Annotated in this window: 23 protein-coding genes and 3 pseudogenes; 11 read left to right on the top strand and 15 right to left on the bottom strand. The window is 55.1% G+C overall.

The genetic code is table 11. From position 1 onward, the window contains the following. Window positions 1–172 precede the first annotated feature (172 nt). The gene (locus JCM15764_RS07695) at window positions 173–1,441 is read left to right on the top strand and encodes an L-lactate MFS transporter (RefSeq protein WP_243688564.1); all 1,269 of its coding nucleotides are present in this window, start codon (window positions 173–175) and stop codon (window positions 1,439–1,441) included. Between the two features lie 395 nt (window positions 1,442–1,836). Here JCM15764_RS07695 and JCM15764_RS07690 read toward each other — a convergent pair whose 3' ends face one another. The 3 genes from JCM15764_RS07690 to JCM15764_RS29435 all read right to left on the bottom strand — a co-directional run bounded on the left by JCM15764_RS07690 (window position 1,837) and on the right by JCM15764_RS29435 (window position 4,348). Then, window positions 1,837–2,358, bottom strand: a complete 522-nt coding sequence (locus JCM15764_RS07690; RefSeq protein WP_054694235.1) for a GNAT family N-acetyltransferase — start codon at window positions 2,356–2,358, stop codon at window positions 1,837–1,839. A gap of 353 nt (window positions 2,359–2,711) precedes the next feature. Further along, window positions 2,712–4,151: a pyridoxal-dependent aspartate 1-decarboxylase PanP gene (gene panP / locus JCM15764_RS07680; protein ID WP_243688577.1), complete on the bottom strand. Its 1,440-nt coding sequence runs from the start codon at window positions 4,149–4,151 to the stop codon at window positions 2,712–2,714. After that, window positions 4,046–4,348, bottom strand: a complete 303-nt coding sequence (locus tag JCM15764_RS29435) for a hypothetical protein (protein WP_243688563.1) — start codon at window positions 4,346–4,348, stop codon at window positions 4,046–4,048. Before JCM15764_RS29435 ends, panP begins: the two co-directional genes overlap by 106 nt. A gap of 445 nt (window positions 4,349–4,793) precedes the next feature. Here JCM15764_RS29435 and JCM15764_RS22400 point away from each other — a divergent pair, with 445 nt between their 5' ends. From JCM15764_RS22400 to JCM15764_RS29430, 6 genes and pseudogenes are all read left to right on the top strand, one after another. Continuing rightward, a complete protein-coding gene (locus JCM15764_RS22400; RefSeq protein ID WP_243688562.1) occupies window positions 4,794–5,621 on the top strand; it encodes a helix-hairpin-helix domain-containing protein in 828 nt (275 codons plus the stop codon). Beyond that, a pseudogene (locus JCM15764_RS28015) lies at window positions 5,618–5,680 on the top strand (hypothetical protein); the annotation flags it as partial. The gene JCM15764_RS22400 and the pseudogene JCM15764_RS28015, both read left to right, overlap by 4 nt. 94 nt (window positions 5,681–5,774) lie before the next feature. Next, on the top strand, window positions 5,775–6,533 hold the full coding sequence (locus JCM15764_RS22390; RefSeq protein ID WP_279384329.1) for a PHP domain-containing protein: 759 nt from the start codon (window positions 5,775–5,777) through the stop codon (window positions 6,531–6,533). 686 nt (window positions 6,534–7,219) lie between these two features. Further along, the gene (locus tag JCM15764_RS22385; protein ID WP_243688561.1) at window positions 7,220–7,798 is read left to right on the top strand and encodes a cupredoxin domain-containing protein; all 579 of its coding nucleotides are present in this window, start codon (window positions 7,220–7,222) and stop codon (window positions 7,796–7,798) included. 4 nt (window positions 7,799–7,802) lie between these two features. Beyond that, entirely contained in the window at window positions 7,803–8,621 is an 819-nt protein-coding gene (locus JCM15764_RS22380; RefSeq protein ID WP_243688560.1) for a cupredoxin domain-containing protein, read from the top strand. After that, on the top strand, window positions 8,618–9,538 hold the full coding sequence (locus JCM15764_RS29430; RefSeq protein WP_243688559.1) for a multicopper oxidase domain-containing protein: 921 nt from the start codon (window positions 8,618–8,620) through the stop codon (window positions 9,536–9,538). Before JCM15764_RS22380 ends, JCM15764_RS29430 begins: the two co-directional genes overlap by 4 nt. Before the next feature lie 200 nt (window positions 9,539–9,738). On the opposite strand, the gene JCM15764_RS07665 is transcribed toward JCM15764_RS29430, so the two are convergent. After that, entirely contained in the window at window positions 9,739–10,131 is a 393-nt protein-coding gene (locus JCM15764_RS07665; RefSeq protein ID WP_243688558.1) for a YidB family protein, read from the bottom strand. 155 nt (window positions 10,132–10,286) lie between these two features. Between JCM15764_RS07665 and JCM15764_RS29425 the strand changes: the two genes are divergently transcribed. Beyond that, window positions 10,287–10,832: a DUF6429 family protein gene (locus JCM15764_RS29425; RefSeq protein ID WP_243688557.1), complete on the top strand. Its 546-nt coding sequence runs from the start codon at window positions 10,287–10,289 to the stop codon at window positions 10,830–10,832. A 130-nt stretch (window positions 10,833–10,962) separates the two neighbouring features. Here JCM15764_RS29425 and JCM15764_RS07655 read toward each other — a convergent pair whose 3' ends face one another. The 10 genes and pseudogenes from JCM15764_RS07655 to tsaA form a co-directional block, all read right to left on the bottom strand. Next, window positions 10,963–12,201, bottom strand: coding sequence for a pectinesterase (locus tag JCM15764_RS07655; protein ID WP_054694233.1), 1,239 nt, complete (start codon window positions 12,199–12,201; stop codon window positions 10,963–10,965). Window positions 12,202–12,432: 231 nt separating this feature from the next. Beyond that, window positions 12,433–12,777, bottom strand: a complete 345-nt coding sequence (locus JCM15764_RS07650; RefSeq protein WP_054694229.1) for a hypothetical protein — start codon at window positions 12,775–12,777, stop codon at window positions 12,433–12,435. Window positions 12,778–13,190: 413 nt separating this feature from the next. Next, window positions 13,191–13,301: a hypothetical protein gene (locus JCM15764_RS29420; RefSeq protein ID WP_439645269.1), complete on the bottom strand. Its 111-nt coding sequence runs from the start codon at window positions 13,299–13,301 to the stop codon at window positions 13,191–13,193. A gap of 19 nt (window positions 13,302–13,320) precedes the next feature. Continuing rightward, a complete protein-coding gene (locus tag JCM15764_RS29415; RefSeq protein WP_439645266.1) occupies window positions 13,321–13,731 on the bottom strand; it encodes a YaeQ family protein in 411 nt (136 codons plus the stop codon). A 26-nt stretch (window positions 13,732–13,757) separates the two neighbouring features. Then, window positions 13,758–14,205: pseudogene (locus tag JCM15764_RS07640) on the bottom strand (YaiI/YqxD family protein); the annotation flags it as partial. Between the two features lie 10 nt (window positions 14,206–14,215). Beyond that, a complete protein-coding gene (locus JCM15764_RS07635; RefSeq protein ID WP_243688556.1) occupies window positions 14,216–14,842 on the bottom strand; it encodes a tetratricopeptide repeat protein in 627 nt (208 codons plus the stop codon). 4 nt (window positions 14,843–14,846) lie between these two features. After that, window positions 14,847–15,125 (bottom strand): Imm27 family immunity protein, encoded by a 279-nt coding sequence (locus tag JCM15764_RS07630; protein ID WP_054694220.1) that lies wholly within the window; start codon window positions 15,123–15,125, stop codon window positions 14,847–14,849. Between the two features lie 44 nt (window positions 15,126–15,169). Next, complete coding sequence (locus JCM15764_RS07625; RefSeq protein WP_054694217.1) at window positions 15,170–15,589, bottom strand: type II toxin-antitoxin system VapC family toxin; 420 nt, start codon at window positions 15,587–15,589, stop codon at window positions 15,170–15,172. Further along, complete coding sequence (locus JCM15764_RS07620; RefSeq protein ID WP_054694214.1) at window positions 15,586–15,867, bottom strand: type II toxin-antitoxin system Phd/YefM family antitoxin; 282 nt, start codon at window positions 15,865–15,867, stop codon at window positions 15,586–15,588. Before JCM15764_RS07620 ends, JCM15764_RS07625 begins: the two co-directional genes overlap by 4 nt. A gap of 35 nt (window positions 15,868–15,902) precedes the next feature. Then, the gene (gene tsaA, locus JCM15764_RS07615; protein WP_243688555.1) at window positions 15,903–16,481 is read right to left on the bottom strand and encodes a tRNA (N6-threonylcarbamoyladenosine(37)-N6)-methyltransferase TrmO; all 579 of its coding nucleotides are present in this window, start codon (window positions 16,479–16,481) and stop codon (window positions 15,903–15,905) included. A gap of 274 nt (window positions 16,482–16,755) precedes the next feature. Between tsaA and JCM15764_RS22360 the strand changes: the two are divergent. Both JCM15764_RS22360 and JCM15764_RS22355 read left to right on the top strand, forming a co-directional pair. Next, a pseudogene (locus JCM15764_RS22360) lies at window positions 16,756–17,540 on the top strand (type III PLP-dependent enzyme domain-containing protein); the annotation flags it as partial. Window positions 17,541–17,567: 27 nt separating this feature from the next. Then, window positions 17,568–18,074: a hypothetical protein gene (locus JCM15764_RS22355; protein ID WP_369412278.1), complete on the top strand. Its 507-nt coding sequence runs from the start codon at window positions 17,568–17,570 to the stop codon at window positions 18,072–18,074. Window positions 18,075–18,178: 104 nt separating this feature from the next. On the opposite strand, the gene JCM15764_RS07605 is transcribed toward JCM15764_RS22355, so the two are convergent. Continuing rightward, entirely contained in the window at window positions 18,179–19,099 is a 921-nt protein-coding gene (locus JCM15764_RS07605; protein WP_243688552.1) for a pseudouridine synthase, read from the bottom strand. 318 nt (window positions 19,100–19,417) lie between these two features. Between JCM15764_RS07605 and JCM15764_RS27995 the strand changes: the two genes are divergently transcribed. Continuing rightward, a complete protein-coding gene (locus tag JCM15764_RS27995; protein ID WP_054694211.1) occupies window positions 19,418–20,590 on the top strand; it encodes a Fic family protein in 1,173 nt (390 codons plus the stop codon). The last annotated feature ends 604 nt before the right edge of the window (window positions 20,591–21,194 follow it).

Below are 21,194 nucleotides of genomic sequence, written 5' to 3'. Positions count from 1 at the left end.
GAAACATCAAAGGCGGCCAACAGGCCGCCTTCTGCTTTAAGCAAATTCCGTCCCCAGAATCCATTGTTGCCCATCATTAGTTAACTGGACAAAATTGCTTCTAACTATATACTCAAATTCCTACCCGGAGCTGCTGCATGGGGGGTTGTCCGGGAATAAAGGGGGTGCACGGGTGGTAAAGACGTTCAACCGCTGGCTGATTGCGGTAATCTGCACGCTGCTGATGGTCAACCTGGGAACCGTGTACGCCTGGAGCTTCTTCCAGAAACCCCTCTGCGACGCCTACTTTTGGTCGAACAGCCAAGTGGCATGGGCTTTCAGCCTCGCCATCTGCTTTCTCGGTCTGGCTGCCGCAGCTGGAGGGATGTTATTGCCAAAGACAGGACCGACGATCCTTGCCCTGCTGGGCGGGATGCTGTTCGGCTGCGGTTACCTGCTGGCAGCACTGGCGCTCAGAATGCATTCACTCCCGCTCCTTTATGCCGGTTACGGCGTAATCGGGGGAACCGGCCTGGGACTAAGCTACGTCACTCCGGTCGCAACGGTGGCCAGGTGGTTCCCAGACCGGAAAGGGTTTGCCACCGGCATGGTAGTCATGGGGTTCGGCTTTGGCGCCCTCCTGATGTCGAAGGTTTTAGCGCCTCTACTCCTGGCGCAACTGGGCGGAGATATGGTAAGGGTCTTTGCCGTGATGGGGGTGGTGTTCCTCCTGCTGGTCATTCCTGCTGCAGCCTTTGTCAGGAATCCGCCCACCGGATGGATGCCGTCCGGTTGTATCCTGCCATTGGCGGGCGCCGGGAGCGGCCCGGACAAGCATGGCAGGGGAACCCGTGCCTGCCTGATTTCACGGGAATTTGCGCTGCTCTGGGTGATCTTCTTCTGCAACATCACCGCCGGCATCGCCATTATCGGTTTCCAGTCGCCGCTCTTTCAGGATATCTGGAGCAAGGCAGACCCGGCGCTGGGAAAGGAGGCTCTTGCCAGGTACGGCGCCACCCTGATCGCAGTCAGTTCCATTTTCAACGGTATCGGCAGGTTTTTATGGGGAGGGATCTCGGACCGGATCGGCCGCCGGGAGACCTTCAGGGTCATTCTCGGCACCCAACTGCTGGCGTTTATCCTCTTGACGTACACAGACAATCCCTGGCTATTCGCGCTGCTGGTCTGTTACATTCTCCTCTGCTATGGCGGCGGTTTCGGAACCATGCCCTCCTTCGTGCTCGACCTGTTCGGCAGCAGGGTCATGCCTGCCGTCTATGGCACAATCCTCACTGCCTGGTCCGCCGCCGGTATCGCCGGCCCACAGCTGGTCGCCTCATCAAGGATCGTTATCCGGCCGGGCTCTACCCCGGACGGTCATCTTTCTACAGTTTTGCCCTGCGTGCGGGTTTCTCCTGACAGGCTCATTTTCTCGTTTCTGCTCAAGTCACGCCACCAGTAACCACTGGATTTTCCATTCCGGCGCTAGGAGTCTGTCGGACTTAGGGATCGAAGCGAGAGAATGGAAATTCGAGGACGGATATTTGGAAATTTGAGAGCGAATAGTGGACCTATTTGTCGAAAATTTACGGAGATCCGGACCGATTTGCCATTTTCGCAGCCGATTCATTCTAAGTCCGACAGACTCCTAGAACCAGATCGAAGGAGCTTTTTTTGTTGCGCTGCGGGTAATGCTGGCTGATCAGCCCGGCATAACCGCCCATGTGCACCAAAATGTGGATATGGGGAGGACGTTGGCTGTACGGCGGCGAAAAAACAGTTTCCGGGACAAGAAACAACAAAGGCGACCCAATAATGGTCGCCTTTTGAATAAAAGTGAATCGCTCGTTTCGATGCTTATCGTAACCGGCGCTTCTTTCCCTGCTTGCCGGATGATGTGGCAGCAGCGTTAAACTCAGGCTCATAACCCACAGAGAAACTGACGGCAATGTTGTTTCGCATACTCAGGAAATGTGAGTTGTTCTTATCAAACGGACAGATGGGGGCGCCGCAGGGTTCAAAGCCAAACCGTTGGTAATAAGCTGGTTCCCCCAGGACAAACAGGGTCCGGCTTTTAATCGCCTCCTGTCGCAAGGCAAATTTCAGCAGTTCCGAACCCACCCCCTGATTTTGAAATTCGGGGGCCACCGCCATGGGGGCCAGGTGCAAGCCACAGATGTCGGTGCCATCATAAGCGTTGGAAAAAGCAATGTAGGCGATGACCTTGCTGGTATGAATACAGACCCATTCATGCACGGGTCTGCTGTTCTCGTGGAGTTTCCGTACCAGCGCCACTTCATAATCAGTGCCGGGAAAGGCGTGCTGCAATAGCGCATAGACCTTGGAGCGGTTCTCGATCGTCAACTTCTGTATTTTCATGATGAATGGGACTCCAGGACGTGGCTACGGCACTACTTTTTACTTGAAAACCCGGCGCGGTCAAGGTGGTTGCAGATGAAGCTTTCTCCCATGCTGAGGGAATACTCGCAAAATTTCGGCTTGGGTCTTTTCACCTTGCACTCGAAGAAATCCTGACTGACCATGCGGGTTCGACACACTGGCTTACAATTAAACAGATTAAAGATACTCATAGTTTCACCTTCTCTCGACTTTGCTGTGTCGGCATTCTTTTAACGACGGCGCCCAATATACACGCTTGAAACGGGAAGCGGGGTTTTATTAGATGTGGAAGCTCTCACCCCCGAAGATAATAGCCCCCCTCTATTTCGCCGTCAAACCTGTACAGATTTCCTCGACCTGCTGCAACAAGGCTGAATCTCCGGCTGCTGCACGATCTCGCACTGCTCGGCCAGAACCGCCGTCAGGATCTCGTCGGTCGTCAGTGGATTGGCCAACACGACGCGCAGGACAGTTAGTTCTTCATCATGGCGAGCCACTCGCAGCCGTGTCCGGGAGACAAAGGTTTTCCCCGCTTCCCGTTGATGTTTTTGCAGCAGCAGGCAGACCTGGTCGAGGAGTGCATTGATACCGGCACGCTGCTCAGCAGGCGCTGCGGCCAGGGCCTTTTGTACATTGAGCGGACAGTAGCGGTAGGTAAGGATATTCAGCTCCGGGTCGCTGGTCAGTTCGAAATGGGGATACTGGCGGATCATGGCGGCAAAGGTCCGCGCCCGCTCGATCCCCATATCCATGAGGAGTTCGTACCCCTTGCGGCCGATGATGGATAAACCGGCATGAACCAACATCGCCATACCCGGCCGTGATCCTTCGAGGGTATGGCTCCCCAGATCCTTGGAGCCATGACGCAGGATATAGTTTGCATGATGTTCGATCGCCGAAAGGGCCGTCGGATCCTTGAAGACGACCATCCCCGCCCCCATGGGAACATAGAGCTGCTTGTGCGCATCGATGGTGACCGAGTCGGCCCGCTCGATGCCACTGAGCAGGGAGCGGAACCGGTCGGAAAAGAGGGTCGGCCCACCCCAGGCAGCGTCCACATGGAAATGGCACCCTAGCTCCCCTGCGAGATCGGCCAAGGCCTCCAGCGGGTCGATATTGCCGGTTTCGGTGGTGCCGGCAATGCCAACCAATGCCAGCGGGAGTATGTTCCTGTCCTGCAGGCGCCGGACCTCTTCCCGCAACAGCTTCAGGTCGACACGGTTATGGGCATCGGTCTGCACCTTGATCAGGTTGTCCCGGCCCAGGCCCAGGAGATCGGCGGCCTTGCCGAAGGAATAGTGGCCGCGCTCGGAGACTAGGACCGCAATACCCTCAGCCCCTCGATGCTGCAGCGCCCGGCCCAGCCCTTCCTGTGCAATGCCGCCAAAATCACCGTGTGGTGCGAAGAGGCGGTTGCGCGCCACCCAGAGTGCCGTGACGTTGGCAATGGTGCCACCGGAACAGAAGGCCCCCAGGGCATGCTGGCTGTTGTGAATCCAGGCGGGATAGAAGTCGGCATCCCGGCGATAGACCAGGTGATGGAGCATGGCCAGGACCTGCCGCTCCATGGGGGTAAAGGCCTTGGAGGTCTCCACCTTGACCAGGTTCTGGTTGAGGGCGGTCATGAGGCGCGCCAGGGGGAGCATGAAGTAGGGGATCGCCGAAGTCATGTGGCCGACAAAGCCGGGGGCAGCGGTATGGACCGACTGGGCGACCAGGTTCTCCTTGACGAATTCGGTATATTCGGAGACGTAGGTCGGTTCTTCCGGGATGATGGCAGAGGCGAAATCGGCTCGATAGCTTCGAGGTCGCGTTCGATGGCAACGATATGGGTCTGCAAAAAGCCGGTGACATCTGCGGCAATCGCCTGATCGATAGCGCCCAGGGTCGAATCGGGCGCTTCCGGGACGGTAAAGATCCGGTAGAGATTTTCCAGATTGGCGCGAGCTGCTTCACGATTTTTCGGCATTATGGTTCACCTTTTGGAGCGTCTTCCACTGCGGGGCTGGTACTGGCAGTATGGCAGCAACAGAAAGGTCCTTCGCAGCCGTTTCTTGCCGCCCATACTTCGGCTCCTTGATATTTTAAAACAGGAGTATACAGCTACACTGGCCCAAAAAGCAAGGACGTCGCCCCCAATGGTTGCCCCTGGCCTCGCAAAAGGTCTCTTTTTTAATTCAAATTTCGAACTAACAATCCGCTGCCGATAAGGAAGCAGGCCCCAGGCTCCGTAACCGGAGCACTTGAGCCGCCGGTTGGAATTGCACTGAACAGCGTCAGATCATATGTGTCCAGGATTCCGTTAAACATCCTTGCTACTTCCCCATCAGCAATGTTCAATAGGCGGCGAATTACAGGACGTTGAAGTTACCTCCTTGACCTTCACCTGATAAAATTTAAGGAAGGAGGCACCCATGAAAAACCATGAGATCGCCCGCATCTTTTCCGAAATCGCTGACATCCATGAGTTCCGTGGCTACGATATTTTCAAGATCAGGGCCTACCGTCGTGCCGCTTTGAACCTGGAAGGACTGTCCCAGGCGGTGGACAACCTCTCCCATAAGGAACTGCTGGAAATCCCCGGGATCGGCAAAGATTTCGCCGCCAAGATCGAGGAGTATCTCGCCACCGGCAAGATCGAGGCCCATGAAAAGCTCAAGGAAGAGGTACCGCTGGGGATGCTGGAACTGCTGGTCATTCCCGGTCTGGGACCGGCAAAGGCGAAACTCCTCTATGACAAGCTGGAAATCAAAGGGATCGACGATCTGGAACGGGCCGCTGCCGAGCACCGGTTGGCTGGGGCAATCCCCAAGATCCAGAGCAAGACCGAGGAAAATATCCTCAAGGGGATAGAGATGGTAAAGAGGGGCCGGGAACGGTTTCCCCTCGGGCGGGTGCTGCCTCTGGCCGAGTCCCTGGTGGACAGTCTGCGCAAGCAGGGACTGGTGGAGCGAATCGAGCTTGCCGGCAGTATCAGGCGCTGGAAAGAGACGGTCAAGGACATCGATATGGTCGCCACCTCCCCCGATCCGACGGCACTGATGATTGCCTTTACCACGCTCCCCCAGGTGACCCGCCTGCTGCTTAAAGGGCCGACCAAGTCGTCGGTGCTTGTCACGGACGGGATCCAGGTCGACCTCCGGGTGGTGGAGCGGGACTCCTTTGGTGCTGCCCTCGCCTATCTCACCGGCTCTAAAAACCACAACGTGCGGCTCAGGGACATGGCGGTGCGCCAGGGCTGAAGATCAATGAGTACGGCATCTTCCGCACCGAAGACGATTCACGGATCGGCGGGGCAGAAGAGGAGGACGTCTATCGGGTGCTGGGACTGCCGTTCATTCCACCGGAACTGCGAGAAGACGGCGGCGAGGTGGAGGCGGGCCCTGACCGGTGCCTTGCCCCGGCTGGTCACCGCCGAAGACATCAGGGGGGACCTGCACGTCCACTCCCGGTGGAGCGATGGCATGCATTCCCTGGACAAGGTGGCCGCCGCAGCCAGGAAGCGGGGGCTTGCCTATATCGCCCTCACCGATCACTCCCGGTCCCTGGGGGTCACCCGTGGCCTGACCATTGAGAGGCTCATGGAGCAGCGGGAGGAGATCACCGCCTTCAACCGTAATAGTGGCGATTTCCGGGTGCTGCACGGCACGGAGATGGACATCCTGCCCGACGGCTCCCTTGATTTTCCCGATGAGGTGCTTAAGGAGCTCGATTTCGTCATCGCCTCCATCCACTCGGCGTTCAAGCAACCCCGGGAGCAGATCACCGCCAGGATGGTGGCCGCCATGCGCAATCCGTGGGTGACCATGATCGCCCACCCCACCGGCAGGGTACTGGGGGAGCGGGAGGCGTACGAGATCGACATGGACGATGTGCTCCGTGTGGCTGCGGAAACCGGTACTGCCATGGAAATCAACGCCTATCCTCTCCGCCTGGACATCAACGACCGCCAGGCGCGGCGAACCAAGGAGCTGGGGATACCGGTGGCCATCAACACCGATGCCCACGTCATCACCAACTTCGATTTCCTTCCCTACGGAGTAGCCACTGCCCGTAGGGGCTGGCTGGAAAAGGTAGATGTGCTGAACGCCCTGGAACTGCCGGAGCTTTTGCGGAGAAAAGGAAGGAACTCGGGGAAGTTTGGTGGGCATTGAAAGACTGAACGGGCCTCCTGCACAGTCGCATCTTGTAGCACTTCTCCCGATGGATGGAATCCACGCATACACAGCACTATTGGCAACCGAGTCCCTTTTTCCATCAAGAGGAGTACCATGGCAGCGAAGGTGCAACAGAACTTGAAAGGAATCCTCGAACTGTGGCGGATGGAGGACTACGAAAGGCTCTTCACTCCACTGGAGCATCCTCCCAGGCCAGGGATGGACCTATTTCGCCCAGCGTATGTGTACGCCTCGCGGATCCCTCCTTTCTCGAGATCAAGAGTAGCATCAGGATTTTAATTTGGTATTATTAATGCTGAACCAAGACGATTTTCGGTTTTTGTACTTCACCATGTATCCCGGCACACAGGCATCCATAAAGATCATAGAAAAGGGGGGAAAGTTTCCTTTTAACTCTACAAGTTACCATTGTTGCCGTGTGATTCCCTGGAATGGCGATCTCCAACCGAATTCCTGTACAACAGGAAAATTGCGAAAAGGAGGTAACACGATTCTATGGCTGAAATACACAGTATACCGAAGGCAGCTGTCACAATTGGCGCGGCGCTCTTCCTGCTCATGCAGGGGGAGCCAAACAAAGCCCATGGGCAACCGGTCCCGGGAGGGACCCTCGATCCAACCACCATCCCAAATATGTCATCCCGCTCATTATTCCACCAGAAATGCCGAAAAGCACCACCCAACCAGGAAAACCCGCTGCAGATTACAACATTGCGGTGCGGCAGTTCAAGCAGCAGGTCCTGCCCGGCGGCATATGGAACAGTATCAACGGCCGCTCCGACTCGTTTGATCCGACTACTGTCTGGAGTTATGGCCGGGCAGAGGATGTTCTACCGGCAAACTTTGTCGCGCCCACGCCACTATCGACCGATATTTCCTTCAATTATCCTGCGTTCACCGTGGAAAATATCTCGGCGAGGCTGACCACCGTCAGGTGGATCAATGATCTCGTCGACCCGCTGACGAAAAATTTTCTGCCGCACCTCTTTGCCATCGACCAGACACTTCATTGGGCCAACCCACCGGCAAGAGGCTGTGCCGACGGGACCAACCGCACCGACTGCAACACCTTAAACCCCAAACCCTATACGGGCCGGTCCCCATTACGGTCCATGTCCACGGTTCCCACGTCAATTCGTCAAGCGACGGTTTTCCCGAGTCATGGTGGCTGCCGGCGGCCGATAATATCCCGGCTGCTACGCCAAGCGAGGATCGAACTTCGACCAGTTCGACAACAGTAACACCGTGCCGGGATCGGCATTTTTCGGATATCAGAACATCCAGCCGGCGACAACCCTGTGGTATCATGATCACACCCTCGGCATGACAAGAAACAACGTCTATGCCGGTCCTGCTGGCTTCTGGCTTATCCGTGGCGGCCCTAACGGCGATGCCAATGTCAGGGACAGCCGAGGGAATCCTGCCGTACTCCCCGGACCGGCCCCAAAGGCAGGAGGAGGCGACCCTAACTTCTCAGCTTCGGTCCGTGCCAAAATCCGGGAGATCCCGATCGTCGTACAGGATCGATCCTTCAACCAGGACGGATCTCTCTTCTACCCGGACAACCGCGCTTTCTTCGAGGGATTGAACGTACCGGGCACCACACCTCAGCTTCCCGGAGCAGGCGTGCTCGACATCCCGTTCATCCCTGCTTCCGATATCCCGCCCATCTGGAATCCTGAAGCCTTCTTCAATACCATCGTCGTCAACGGCAGTACCTGGCCTCAACTAGCCGTTGCTCCGGCCCGTTATCGTTTCCGACTGTTGGCCGCCGCCAACGGGCGGACCTTCAACCTGTCCCTCTTTCCGGTCACCAATGCAGGAAAAGCCAACGAAAGGCTCGGCCAGGAAATCCCCTTCTATCAGATCGGGGCCGAGGAAGGTTTCCTGCCAAAGGTGGTGAAGATCCTGACCGGCAGTGCTACACCCCTGCCGGGAAACGGTACCATTCCAGCAAATATCCCCGCCGCTGATCCCAAGCGCGCCTTACTCATGGGCCCGGCGGAACGAGCCGATGTCATCGTCGATTTCAGCGGCCTGGCCAACGGCACGGTGTACGCATGATCAATACCGGTCCCGATTTCCCCTTCAACGGCTCTTTGGAAACGCCAGCAGACCCCGGTACCACCGGGCAGGTCATGCAGTTTATCGTCAACACCAGCCTGACCCAAACCAGTGATTCCAAGACGACGACGCCGCAGAACCTTGTGCTGCCCGCCGAGCGACCGCTGGGAGCAGCCACTTATACCCGTCGCCTAAGTCTCAATGAGGAGGAATCCAACCAGCTTTGCGTCCAGACGCTACCCGACGGCAGCATCGTCACCCTCTTCAACCGGCCGAAGGATGCTGATTTCGCCAAAGACTGCGCTGCTGCGGGAGGTTCACCCATGGCCCCGAAAAGAGCCCTCTTCGGGGTGATGGCCAAGGATTCCAGTGGCGACCTGGTAAGCATGCCGCTGCGGTGGATGGACCCTGTTACCGAGACACCACTGCTTAACAGTACCGAAGTTTGGGAACTGTTTAACACCACCGCCGATGCCCATCCCATCCACCTGCACATGGTGCGATTCAATGTCCTGAATCGCCAGGAGTTCGATCCGGACGATTTCACCCCGATAGATGAGGCAGCACCAGCTACTCCGACTGAGGCAGGATATAAGGACACGGTTCTCGCCTTGCCAGGCCAGATCACCCGCATCAAAGCCAAGTTCGATATTCCCGGGTTGTTCGTCTGGCACTGCCATATTCTCGAGCATGAAGACAATGAGATGATGAGGCCGTATGTGGTCCGATTAGATTCGAACTTTCCTGATTTCAACCAGGATAGCAAGGTAGACACCGCCGATTACTCGCTACTACTGGCAGAGATCCGTAAAGCTACTCTCAAGAATATAGCTTACGATCTTAATCAGGATGGTAAAGTCGATATGAGCGATGCAAAGTTCTTCAACACTGCACTGAATAAACTGAAACGGCTGTAAACAGTGGCGGGCACTCAAACGGGGTGCCCGCCACAAATGACAGAACTTCGTCTAAGCAAGATGCAGGCAAGAATTTCGTCGGAATATCAAAGCTACCCCATTCCTTTCTTGCACCTAAAACTGCAAAGGCGGCACATTGGCCGCCTTTAAATTAGTTATGCTGTCCCAGATCTCCTTTGACTACCCAGAGAATTTTCCTTTCAAAAACTCCATCCCTTTTTCCATCCATCCCCCTGCGGCACCTGGCCATCAGGAGTCATCTTGTCGACGAAGTCAGGAAGGTGACTGGAAAGATGCCTGGCAGTCTCATCCTCCGATACGCCGGCTTTGGCAGCCAAATCTCTGACCCGATCGTTGCCCAAGCCCTCTCGGACTTGGTCCGGCGAGATTGGCTTGTTTTCACCGCGGCCAACCCACGACGAGACAACGTCACCAAGGCCTCGCTGCTGAAAAGAACTGATCAACTCCTGGAGCCCCCCCGATTCCCGTGCCGAGAACATTTCCATTACGCCGCTCAAAATCGAGCCCGCTTTTCCATCAGAGGCTTGACTCTGGCCGCCGAGCTTACTGGTAATGGTGTCAACTATGCCCATGAGAACCTCCTTGGTCTAAACTCTGCCGCTTATAGGACAATTCAATCAATGCAGGGTGATTTGTCAATGACCGAATGCATGCCGTCTGCTGTTAGCCCTCCCCCACGGGGGAACCAAGTTGAGCCTCATCCGAAAGCTGATAGAGGAACATAAGCATGAGATACGGAACGAATGGACCAGGCACTTCAATGGTTGAAGTCACCAACATATCGACGCACGGCCTCTGGCTTCTGCTCAATGATGAGGAGCTCTTTCTTCCCTTCGATAAGTTTCCCTGGTTTCAGGATGCACCGGTAGGAAAAGTAGTCCACGTCGAGCTCCCCACACCGCAGCACCTGTACTGGCCGGACCTGGATGTCGATCTGGAAGTCGATAGTATTCTGCATCCGGAGCGCTATCCGCTGGTGAGCAAGGTCCACGAGGCAGGGGAAGGGTATGGTTCGTCGGAGCCTTCTGAGGAATGGGACAGGGATAAGGTCGACGATGTTGTCCTCGCCCTTCTGCAGTTGACGCTCCATGACATGGCACGTGCCTGGAAGGGCTTAGATTTCGAGGTCATGGATAGGCTCTTTGACAAGGGATATATTCTTGACCCGAGTGGCAAAGCTAAGTCGGTAGTCTTGACGCAAGAGGGGCTTGCCCGGTCAAAGGAGCTTTTTAAGGAACTGTTCGGGAAAGGTAGAGGGAGCGGGGACAAGTAAGTGTGGATGTACCCCGGAATTTGGCCTGCAAAATTAAGTATGATGTCCCCGGAACTCCCTGCCGGAACTCCCGGAAACAGCAAAGGCGGCCAATTGGCCGCCTTTTGAACTGGCGATCCCTGTCGCTCTATTAGTAGTTGCCGTTCGGAATGGCGTCATAATTCCCGTCATAGGAATTGATGATTTTCACTGAACCGTTTGAACTGGTGATTGGCGCAATGATCTTGGAACCGCCTATTTTCACTGGGCTTGCCGAGCCGGAGACAGTGCTCTTGATGGTGGAGTTGTCGATGGTTATGGCCATGGCGCTATTGCCGCCCCCATAAACCAGATCTGCAGCGGAGTTAAAGTTGCAGTTCCTCGCATTTACCCTATGCCAGCCCGAGCCGCCATACTGGAAGGGGGAGCCGCTGCCGCTGAAAGTAATATTGTACAACTCGGTCTCGCCGCCGCTATAGCTGTAGAAGGTGAATCCTTTGTAGATCGTGCTGGTCATGGTAATGTTGGAGAAGCGGATGGGACGGGATGTATTGCTGGGGAAGGCCCATATGCCTTCTGCGCCGGTGCCGACGCCATGAATCCTGATATTGTTGAAGATATAGCCGTCCTCAGGATTGCCGTCACCCATGGCATAAAGCCACATTCCCAGTTGATCCGTCTCGATATAAACGTTTTCTACGGTGACACTTTTCGGTGCATGGCCCATGATGGCGTATCCCGCACCTTGTGGTGCGCGAGCCGGGAGAAGGTCACAATCGACTATGCCTGCGCCGCTGGTATATCCGATGTCGACGATCCCTTCGAAGGAAAGATTCTTGAGAAAGAGGCCGTTCGCCAGATGGAGATAGGATCTCCAGGACGGGTCATACGCACGCCAGTGGTTTCCGGTGGCCTTGAGGTAACTTCCGCTTCTGCTGGCGCCGATGATGTCCATGTTGAACGTGCCGGCTGCGTCGAAGAAGGAAAAGTCTTCAGTATAAACCCCGGGCATAACGACAATGGCATACCGTTCAGCGGTGTTTGCCCCAATGGCTTGAACCGCTGCGGCAATTGTAGTGAAGGTGTTGACGCCGTCCACCGCACCTTTGTGAACAATCTTGACCCCGGCGTAGGAAGCTATTTTATCCACACCGATGATCCCCGCTATCTTTTCTGCGGAAATGCTCACGATCTTGGCATCTGTTACGGACCCGTCTTGAATGTGACCAGTCTTGACACCGTTCCCCACCATGATGTCCTGCCCGGAGATGCCATCGGCTGGCGCGATCTGCCCCGAACTGACCAAGGCAAAACTCTGAGTTGAAAGACATATTGTGACTGCCGCAATGGTCGCCACCGAACCTAACCACTTGTGAATCACTCGCTTCATACTCCCTCCCTTGCTAAGAATGAAATAGGTTCAACCACCGGTAAAATCCCGTTTATGGCTGAACACGACAGCACGACAAAAGCACATACACTCCGTTCCCCCCGAGCAAGCAAGGCAGGCAGGAACGCGGTATTTTGAGGCTTAAGAAACCTCTAAATCCAGCATTACGCGAAAGCTACAGTACTGCACCCAGTAATTTTCAAAAAGTTTCCACTGAGGACTTGAGTTCCTTCAGCGAAGGGCGAGACCGACGACATTGGCATAAGGCCCGGTGCAGGTGCCGTCAAAAAAGACGCCAACGGGCCGGCTGTTGATAAATGCCGTCGTTGAGATGCTGAGGAGGTTGCGGATATTTTCCGTAGTCCCCTGCAATTGAACATAGGGCGAACCAGCGCCACAAGCAGGTTTGCTGGTCGCCCCTTCCTGGAAGGAGAGGAAAGCCCGCGACCCAGCACCGGCAGCATCGGTGTTCACTTCTATTTCCGAGATGTGCACCGATGGATTCCAGACACCGGCATGGGCATTGGCAGCAACCAACAGGGTAAGTACGACGAACGATGAAATGAGCTTTTTCATTTTTCCCGCCTGTAATGTGGGTTGAGTTGACTGCAAGAACCGGTTTCGCAGAGGTGACAAGTCCTCCCTTCCCCGGCTTTAACGGCTCTGGTCACCGCCAACCTGACAAGCCGTCGAGGTACAATATCAAATATTTATTAAATTACTACAATGTGTAGCGTGTATTTTGTGGGAGTGATGCACGCGTGACGTGCAGGATGGGGACGATACGAAGGAAGATTGTGAAAAGGGAACAGTTGAATGGCGCAGGAGCTGCAACTGTAGGATGAATATGGAACTTAAAGATTACTTATTTACTTCTCCGACATCTGCCTTCACTGGTGATCGGCTGCATATAATCCTTTTCCGGCAGTCACCCCCATTCCCCATTGTAGAGGTGAAGATAACTCCTTCCAGTGAGGCTTCTCGCCGGATTATAGCTTTGTAATTGTCGTCTCCAGCATTTCTTGGCCGATGGTGAGGTACAAAATTCCTTCGGTGATGGTGATAGACCAGGAGATGAAGCGCTCCAGCCGCTCCACCAGGCTGGCGAAAACCGATTGATCAATGGTAATGACGGTGAGGTTGGCGATGTTGGCGATGTTGGTGAGTTTGGGGAGATGCTACTGTTGCCAGCTTGGAAGCGCCCGGCCTCAGGCCAGCAGGGCGGCATTTTCTGCGTGGCGACTCGCCTTTACTATCCGCTCGGCATCGGGCAGGCCCACCTCGACCCAGAGCTGTACGCGGCCGCCGCCCCCCCTTGAGCCAGAGGTCCGGCTCGTCGGTAGCGCAAAGCCCCTTGGTGAAGGTCAGGTCGTCCTCGCAAAAGATGGCGTAGGCCAGAAGCCGCGCCAACAGCCGCTCCGCCGTCTCCGACGGGTGCTGGGCCACGGTGGCCTGCAGAGTTTCGTAACGGCCCCGATCAATGTCAGACAGCTCAATGGTTGCTTTGTAGATTTTCGAAGGTAACGCCATAACACCTTGCAGCTAGGTCGTTGACCTCGCATAATAGGAGTAAGCGCGCGATCCAGGCTCGACGCAAAGCGATTGCGGTCGGCCAGGCCGAACGGGGCGGGGCCGCCCTGGAGCATCCCCCCGTCCCGCAGTTCAGACAGCAGGTCGCGCATGGCCAGCCGATCACCAATATTCTCTTCGGTGTAGAGCTCGCCCCGTGGGGTCCAGAGCCACCCCCCATTAGCGACGATTCGGGCAGCCAGCGGCACATCAGCGGTGACCACCAGATCTGTCGGTGCGGCGTGGGTCGGCGATGTAGTCGCCTGCCACGTCGAAGCCCGTCCCCACCACCACCGTCTCTACCAGCGGGCCCGCATGCTTGGCGAGGCTCTTGTTGGTCACCAGGCACAGCGGCACCCGCAGTCGGGCCGATGCCCGAAACAGAATATCCTTCACCGCCCGCGGGCAGGCATCTGCATCGATCCAAATCTTCAGTGTCCTTCAGCTACTTCCCAAACCTCTTCAACGCCCTCCGCGCCTGCCCATCCCCCTGTGCAGCTGCCTTCTCGAAAAGTTCCTTGGCCAAGGCCACATCCTGCGGCACATGCTCTCCCTTTTCGTTCATCCTCCCCAGGGCGTATTGGGCCTTGGCGTATCCGGCATCGGCAGCTTTCTGCATCCAGTACACGTACTTTTCAGCATCGGCGTACTGCTTCAAACCGCTTTTCGGGTTGAATAGCATGGCAAATTCATACTGGGCTTCTCGGTGGTTCTGCTCTGCCGCCTTTCCGAACCAGTAATAGGCCTCCTTTGTATCCTGCTTCAAGCAGTCGTAGGAGGCGGGGCCGGTATAGGAATAGTAGGCCAGCTTGAACTGGGCCGGGGCATAACCTTGCTCTGCCATGGATTTCAGCAGCTCCATGCCGCGCAGGACCCGGGCCGGATACTCTCCGTCATGCCCCTCAATACTGCGCAGAGCTTTGGTGTATTGGGCCTTGTGCTCTGCTTGAAGCAAAGCGGCCTGCCGCTGCGCCGGGTCCGTTGCACATCCGGCTATGAGGACAAAGACGATGGAAATCATACAAACCACAAGGTGTCTCTTCTCCATATCCACAGCCTCTCTTTGCCGCATGGGCTCATCCGGTATACCCGAAACGAATCGCCGCATTGGCCTGGGTGATGACTCGCAAGGTCGGCGGTCCGCCGGCAAAAGGGAGCACCTTCTCCCACAGGCGGTTGTCCCTGGGGTCGCGGTAGAGTTCCGCACCTTCATCCGGCTTCTCCGCCAGCTTCTGCAGCCGATTGGCGGCCAGCCATTCAACCCGGTCGGCAATGGCATCCCCAGTCACCTTCAGGCCAAGGTCAAGCCACATACCGACCAGTTCAGTCTCTCCAGGCTTCAAGTCTTCAAACATCTTTTCCTCCTTAAATTCAAGGATGCGGTAGAAAATTGCCTACCTCACCCCCACGGATTGCAAACCCTGCCGCCACATCGCTCCATATCCCTCACATTGCGGGTAACCACCACCAAGCCATGCGCCGTAGCGGTGGCGGCAATGAGAGAATCCATTACCGGCAACCTCTCTCCCTTCTGCTCCGCCATTCCCTGGAGTCCCCCCCAGCAGAGAGCGGTTTCCAGATCAATGTCCAGGATGCGTCCGGTGAACCTTTCCACCAGGTCAAGGGCGACCCAGGCCTGAAGCTCATCTTTTTTGGGGCCATCGGGGAGTTTGCTGATCCCTTTCTGCAACTCTCCCAAATTCAGAACGCTGAGAAAAAGGGATTGCTCTTCCTGCTCGTCCAACCAATTGACCACTGCAGGGTTCGGCTCTTTTTTCACCAGCTCGGAAATCAGACAAGTATCAAGCAGGAATTTCACAGCTCCACCTCGCGGGATACATCGGCACTGCGGCTGAGATCGAGCTCCACATCACGCAGGGGAGATTCACTGAAAAACTTGGCCAAGCCGGTACGCGGCACGGTCAGCTTGCGATACTCATCAAACGATACGACGACAGCAGAAGGTTTGCCGCGCAGAGTAATCGTCTGCGGACCATCATGCTGAGCAAGTTCGATTACCTGGCTCAAGCGGTTCTTGGCTTCCTGAAGCTGCCATTCCCGGTCATGGGGTAAGCGATCCGTCTTTTTAGATTTCATAGGAGCTCCTTTAACTAGCTAGACAGTCTAGCTAGTTAAAAGGTACCACAGCATCGGAGCGATATCCACCTTATTTTCCAGCAAATCACACCATCACTTGGGCTTTCGCGGCCCCGGCGCCGAGTGACGCCCGAGCTTGGCATCCAGGTCATCGATCCAACCGGCTCTGGCATCTGGAAAGGCATCCGCATAGGGACATAGGGTTTGATATCCAGAACGGGTGTGCCATTCAGGAGGTCCACACCGCGCAGATGGAGTGTCCTTCCTTCGATCGTTACCAGTTCCACAGCCGACAGACCGATGGAATTGGGGCGATGGGGGGAGCGGGTGGCCAGCACGCCCCGTTTCGGTCCACCGCGAGGGGGTTTGACACTGGTTTTCCAGCCTTCACTCAGATGAAAGGCGAAGATGAGCCAGAGCCGGTCAAAGCCGCTCAGATCCTGAATGACCTTCTCGTCCAGCCACTGCTGCAGTTCCAGGGTGGCCAAGGCGAAATCCCCGGTTTTGGTGCCTGCCACCACCGTGCTCTGATGGGGTGCGTCAATGCGACGCGAATAGGGGGACTGCAGGACGCCGATGGGGCGATAGATGAAAGGGGAATCGTGGGTCATCATAAAAACATTGAAACGGTGGCTGTTTCATTAAGGAAGAAACTGATATGCATGCTGCACATTCTCGCTCATTAAACCGGAAAATTTCAAGCATTAAAATGGCAAAGGGGGCACTGGCCCACTTTTGGAATAAATGTGCTATCCCCATAACTCCACCGTTACGCACAAAATTCCACAGATATCTTGCACCATACCGGTCTAAAATGTTAAAAGGAATGTCCATCTTTGTTCGAAGACTGTGGAATGCAGTGTCATATCAAATTATGAGGGTGTAAGAATGACGATGAAACACTTTGGTCCGACCAAACTCGATGCAATGCTCATCCCCCAAATTGCCAAGCAGTGGGGAACGCCGGTATATCTGCACGATCAGGCATACATCGAAAACAGCTGTGAACAGCTGCTGAACATGCCCAATGCCTACGGCCTGCATGTGCGCTACGCCATGAAGGCAAACTCGGATCGCACCGTCCTGCGGGTCGTCACCAACAAGGGGCTGGATCTGGACTGCTCGTCGGTGGATGAAGCGGCCCGCGCCCATGCCGCCGGCATTCCCTATAGCCGAATGATGCTCACCACCCAGGAGGTGCCGGCCGATGAGGAACGCGCCGAACTGGAGGCGATGCTCAAAGCCGGCCTCAAGTACAACGTCTGCTCCCTGACCCAGTTTCAACTGATTGCCGACTTTGCCAAAGTCAACACCATCGACCTGTCGATCCGGGTCCATCCGGGAGCTGCCGGCGGCGGTGAAAGCGCCACCCGCGACACCGGCAGCGAATATTCCTGCTTCGGCGTCCACCTGAACGATGTCCCAAGGTGAAAGCCTTGGCTGATGAGAAGGGACTACGCTTCACCCAGGTGCATGTGCATATCGGCTCCGGTGGCGACCCGGAAAAATGGCGGGAAAACATCGACCGTGAACTGGGCTTTGTGCGGAGCTATTTCCCCGATGCCACCACCGTCAGCTTCGGCGGCGGACTCAAGGTCGCCAGGATGCCGGGAGAAAAACAGGCCGATATCACCTCCCTGGGCGCCTATGCCAAGCAGCGGGTAGAGGAATTCAAGGCAGCCACCGGCCGAGAACTGACGATGGAGATCGAGCCGGGAACCTTTGTCGTAGCCAACTCAGGCCACATTGTTACGAAGATAATCGACAAGAAGCTGACCAACGGCATGAACTTCCTGATCGTCGATGGCGGCATGGAACTGCTGACACGCCCGCTGTTGTACGGCTCAGAGCACCCCATCGCCATCGTCCGCCAGGACGGTACGCTGCTCTCCAGCGAGTACGACCAGACGCCGACGGCCGGACTGAAACCGTTCGGTATTGTCGGGCGCTGCTGCGAAAGCGGCGACTCTGTGCGTCTGGACAAAGACGGCAACATCGTGCCGGTGCTGATTATCGAACCGGAAATCGGGGATTATGTGGTCATCGGCGGCACGGGAGCCTACTCCGAGAGTATGTCGCCGGAAAACTACAACTCCCACCGCAAGCCGGGAGCGGTCATGAAAACCCGCAGCGGTGAGCTGGTGCTGATCAGGAAGAAGCAGGTTCGTGAGCAGCTGGTGCAGAATGAGCTGGATGTGAAGCTGTAATCGATCCATCAGTCAGAGACAGTTAGAGGCCAAGGGTTTACTCCCTTGGCCTCTTTTTTGCGCCCCTTCTTCAGAACAACGAAGGCGGCCAATTTGCCGCCTTTTTAATTAACTATGATGTCCCACCGGAATTCTCTGGAATCGTCACCATAACAGCTCTCGCTCAGACTGAACTCTCTGTTCTTGCCGCTCAGAGGATCCTTGAAGCACAGTCTTTGAGCCAGAAGCTGGAGTGGCACGGCAAAATTGTCAGCGCTTTCGTCCAGCAGCTCGGGATAATAGCTGTCGTTCAGTATCGGGAAGCCGATACCGCTCATATGAATCCGCAGCTGATGGGTTTTGCCGGTTTGCGGCAGCAGGGTGAAGCGAGCCAGTTCTCCCCTGACCTCAACCAGATGAATGGCGGAAATGGCATTGACCCTGCCAGGTGCCATTTTCATCCGGAACCCCGGTTCTCCCCGCTCTATTCTTGTCTCCACATTCCATGAGGCTGTTTCCTGAAGTGGATGACATGCCGCCACTGCCTGATAGGTTTTTTCAATCAGCCTGTTCAGGAAGAGTCCTGCGTAGAGCCCTCTGCTCTTTTTATTGACCGAGAAGAGAACCAGGCCGGCTGTGCCACGATCTAACCGGTGCAGCGGCACCAGATCTTCAATTCCGGTACTCTTGCGCAAACGGTTCAACAGGCATTCGTCAACATAGCGTCCACCCGGAGTCACAGGAAGAAAATGTGGTTTGCAGGCGACCAAAATCTCATCATCGAGAAAGAGGATCTTTTCAGCAAAAGGGATGCACGGCTCGCTAAGGACCTCGCGGAAATAAAAAATACGCTTTAAGGGGGCATATGCAGTCTCCAGCGTCAGCCGTTGGCCATTTTCATCCAGGACCTTTCCCTCGGCAATTCTTTGCGCCCAAATCTCCCGGGAAATAGCGGGGAATCGGTCACACAGGAAAACAAGGAGGGACGGGTATGGCTTTGCGGTTCTCGGCATGGTAACTACTGAAGGATGTTTAGCTATTCCCATGTAACCTTTCCTCGCTCTGCATCTTGTACCCCGCACAGGTCGTCTTGATCGGCCGGTGGATTATCACCGTCAGCGCAGAACAAATACTTCATTCCAGTACCGACTACTATACAGCAAAGGCGGCCGATTGGCCGCCTTTGAATTAAGTATGGTGTTCGCTTAATTTACAGTGCTGGGAGATATGGCGGTTTACCAAGGCGCCATATCTCGAATTTGCGAGATATGGCGTAAATAATTATCCTTATATTTAACAAAACGTGATATACCTCTTTCCAATCCGGCTATAACTCAGAATTTACACATAGCACAGGAGGCACTATGTCTCGAAGCGGCGTTTTCAAAAAAACCCTCGCAGGATACACTTCTTTTTTCCCGGCGCCGCTGCCGCCTGATCCTCCAATCCGTCTTGAAGGTGAGTTGCAATTGCTGCTCTCGGCTGCCGACCGCGCGCTTGGCGCACTGAATGTGGTAGTAACGGTGCTTCCCAACCCTGATCTGCTGGTGGGGATGTTTATCCAGAAGGAAGCACTGCTCAGTTCACAAATCGAAGGCACCCAGTCATCTCTCGTTGATGTGTTGGGTGCCGACGAAGATCACGAGCCGACTGCCGACGTAGGCGAGGTAATAAATTATGTCAAAGCCATGCGCCACGGGTTGAAACGGCTCAGGGCAGACGATTTCCCCATGTCGCTGCGACTACTCCGCGAGATCCACGAGGTTCTCATGCAACAGGTTCGAGGTGGAGCGGTTCACCTGACTCCCGGAGAGTTCCGAACCATGCAGAACTGGATTGGCGGCTCCAACCCTGCCAATGCCCGTTTTATCCCGCCACCTCCCGAGACAATGCAGGAGGCACTGAACCTCTTCGAGCTTTATCTTCACAAGGAAGACTCCCTCCCTCCGCTTGTTCGTTGCGGACTGCTGCACTATCAATTTGAAACCATCCACCCATTTAACGACGGCAATGGCCGGGTGGGACGTTTGCTGGTAACACTCTATCTGGTCTGGAAAGGGATTCTCGATGAGCCGATGCTCTACCTAAGCGCCTATTTAAAAGCGCATCAGCAGGAATATTATGACCGCTTGACCCAGGTGAGAGTGGACGGAAATTTCGAAGCCTGGACCCGCTTCTTTCTTGAGGGGATAATCGAAGTATCCAAAATGGTGCTTGAAACGACCAGGAGAATTCAGGCGCTGGAGCGGGATGATGTGGACCGGCTGGTAGAGGCAGGGGAAGGCGCCCACGGGCTGAAACTGCTGCGGGGCCTCATGAAGCAACCTGTTGTAATGGCAAACGACGTTGCCAAGATAGCCGGGGTAAGCTATACCAAAGCCAACGAAATGATTGGCACCTGTGAGCGTTTGGGCCTTCTGCAGCAGATCAGCAAAGGCAGGAGAAATCGCAAATTCATGTACCGAGAATACGTCAAGATTGTCAGCGAAGGGACTGAACTACAGAAGGATCTCACAAGCAATTTGTGTAATGTGTAGACGCGACCCTTATGCATCCGCCGACCCTTATGCATCCGCTTATGCATCTCCCGACCCTTATGCATCTCCCCAGAGCTATTTATAACAGGACATTTTTTTTTTGAAAGCTTTGAAACTGGATAAATAAGCACAAACACTTGATAGGTATTAGTAAATGCCTCGGCGATACATTCATGCAGGCCACCATTAGCATCCCTAAGAGAGCAATTTCTAGGATAAGACATTTTTCGGCCATTTATCGGAATCATTGCTCCTATTTCGTCTCCCGGGGTAAAGTACTTTGGCCAATTAAGGGTTCCCATGGTTAGATCGAATCCAGCAGAGGTAACCACCCTACGCAAATTTGCCTGAAAGCCATCACCTGCCACTAACTCCGGAGGATCAATGACAATAACAATGCAAGCCCTGTGATTTGTGGAAACATATCTTCGTACGGCAGCGTAAATTGATGAACCATATTTCTTGCTTAATGAAATTGGAACTTTGATGCCGAACGATTGATCAGCTGCTTGTCTTGTGAAGTCATCCAATTGAAAAAGAACTTCGGAAGCAAATATGTTTGCTTCCTTGTCGAAATTCTCACTGACTTCAGGTGCGATAGTTT

The organism is Geotalea toluenoxydans JCM 15764, from assembly GCF_001311985.1.
GTDB classification, from domain to species: domain Bacteria; phylum Desulfobacterota; class Desulfuromonadia; order Geobacterales; family Geobacteraceae; genus Geotalea; species Geotalea toluenoxydans.
This window is presented reverse-complemented; position numbering and strand designations above follow the sequence as displayed.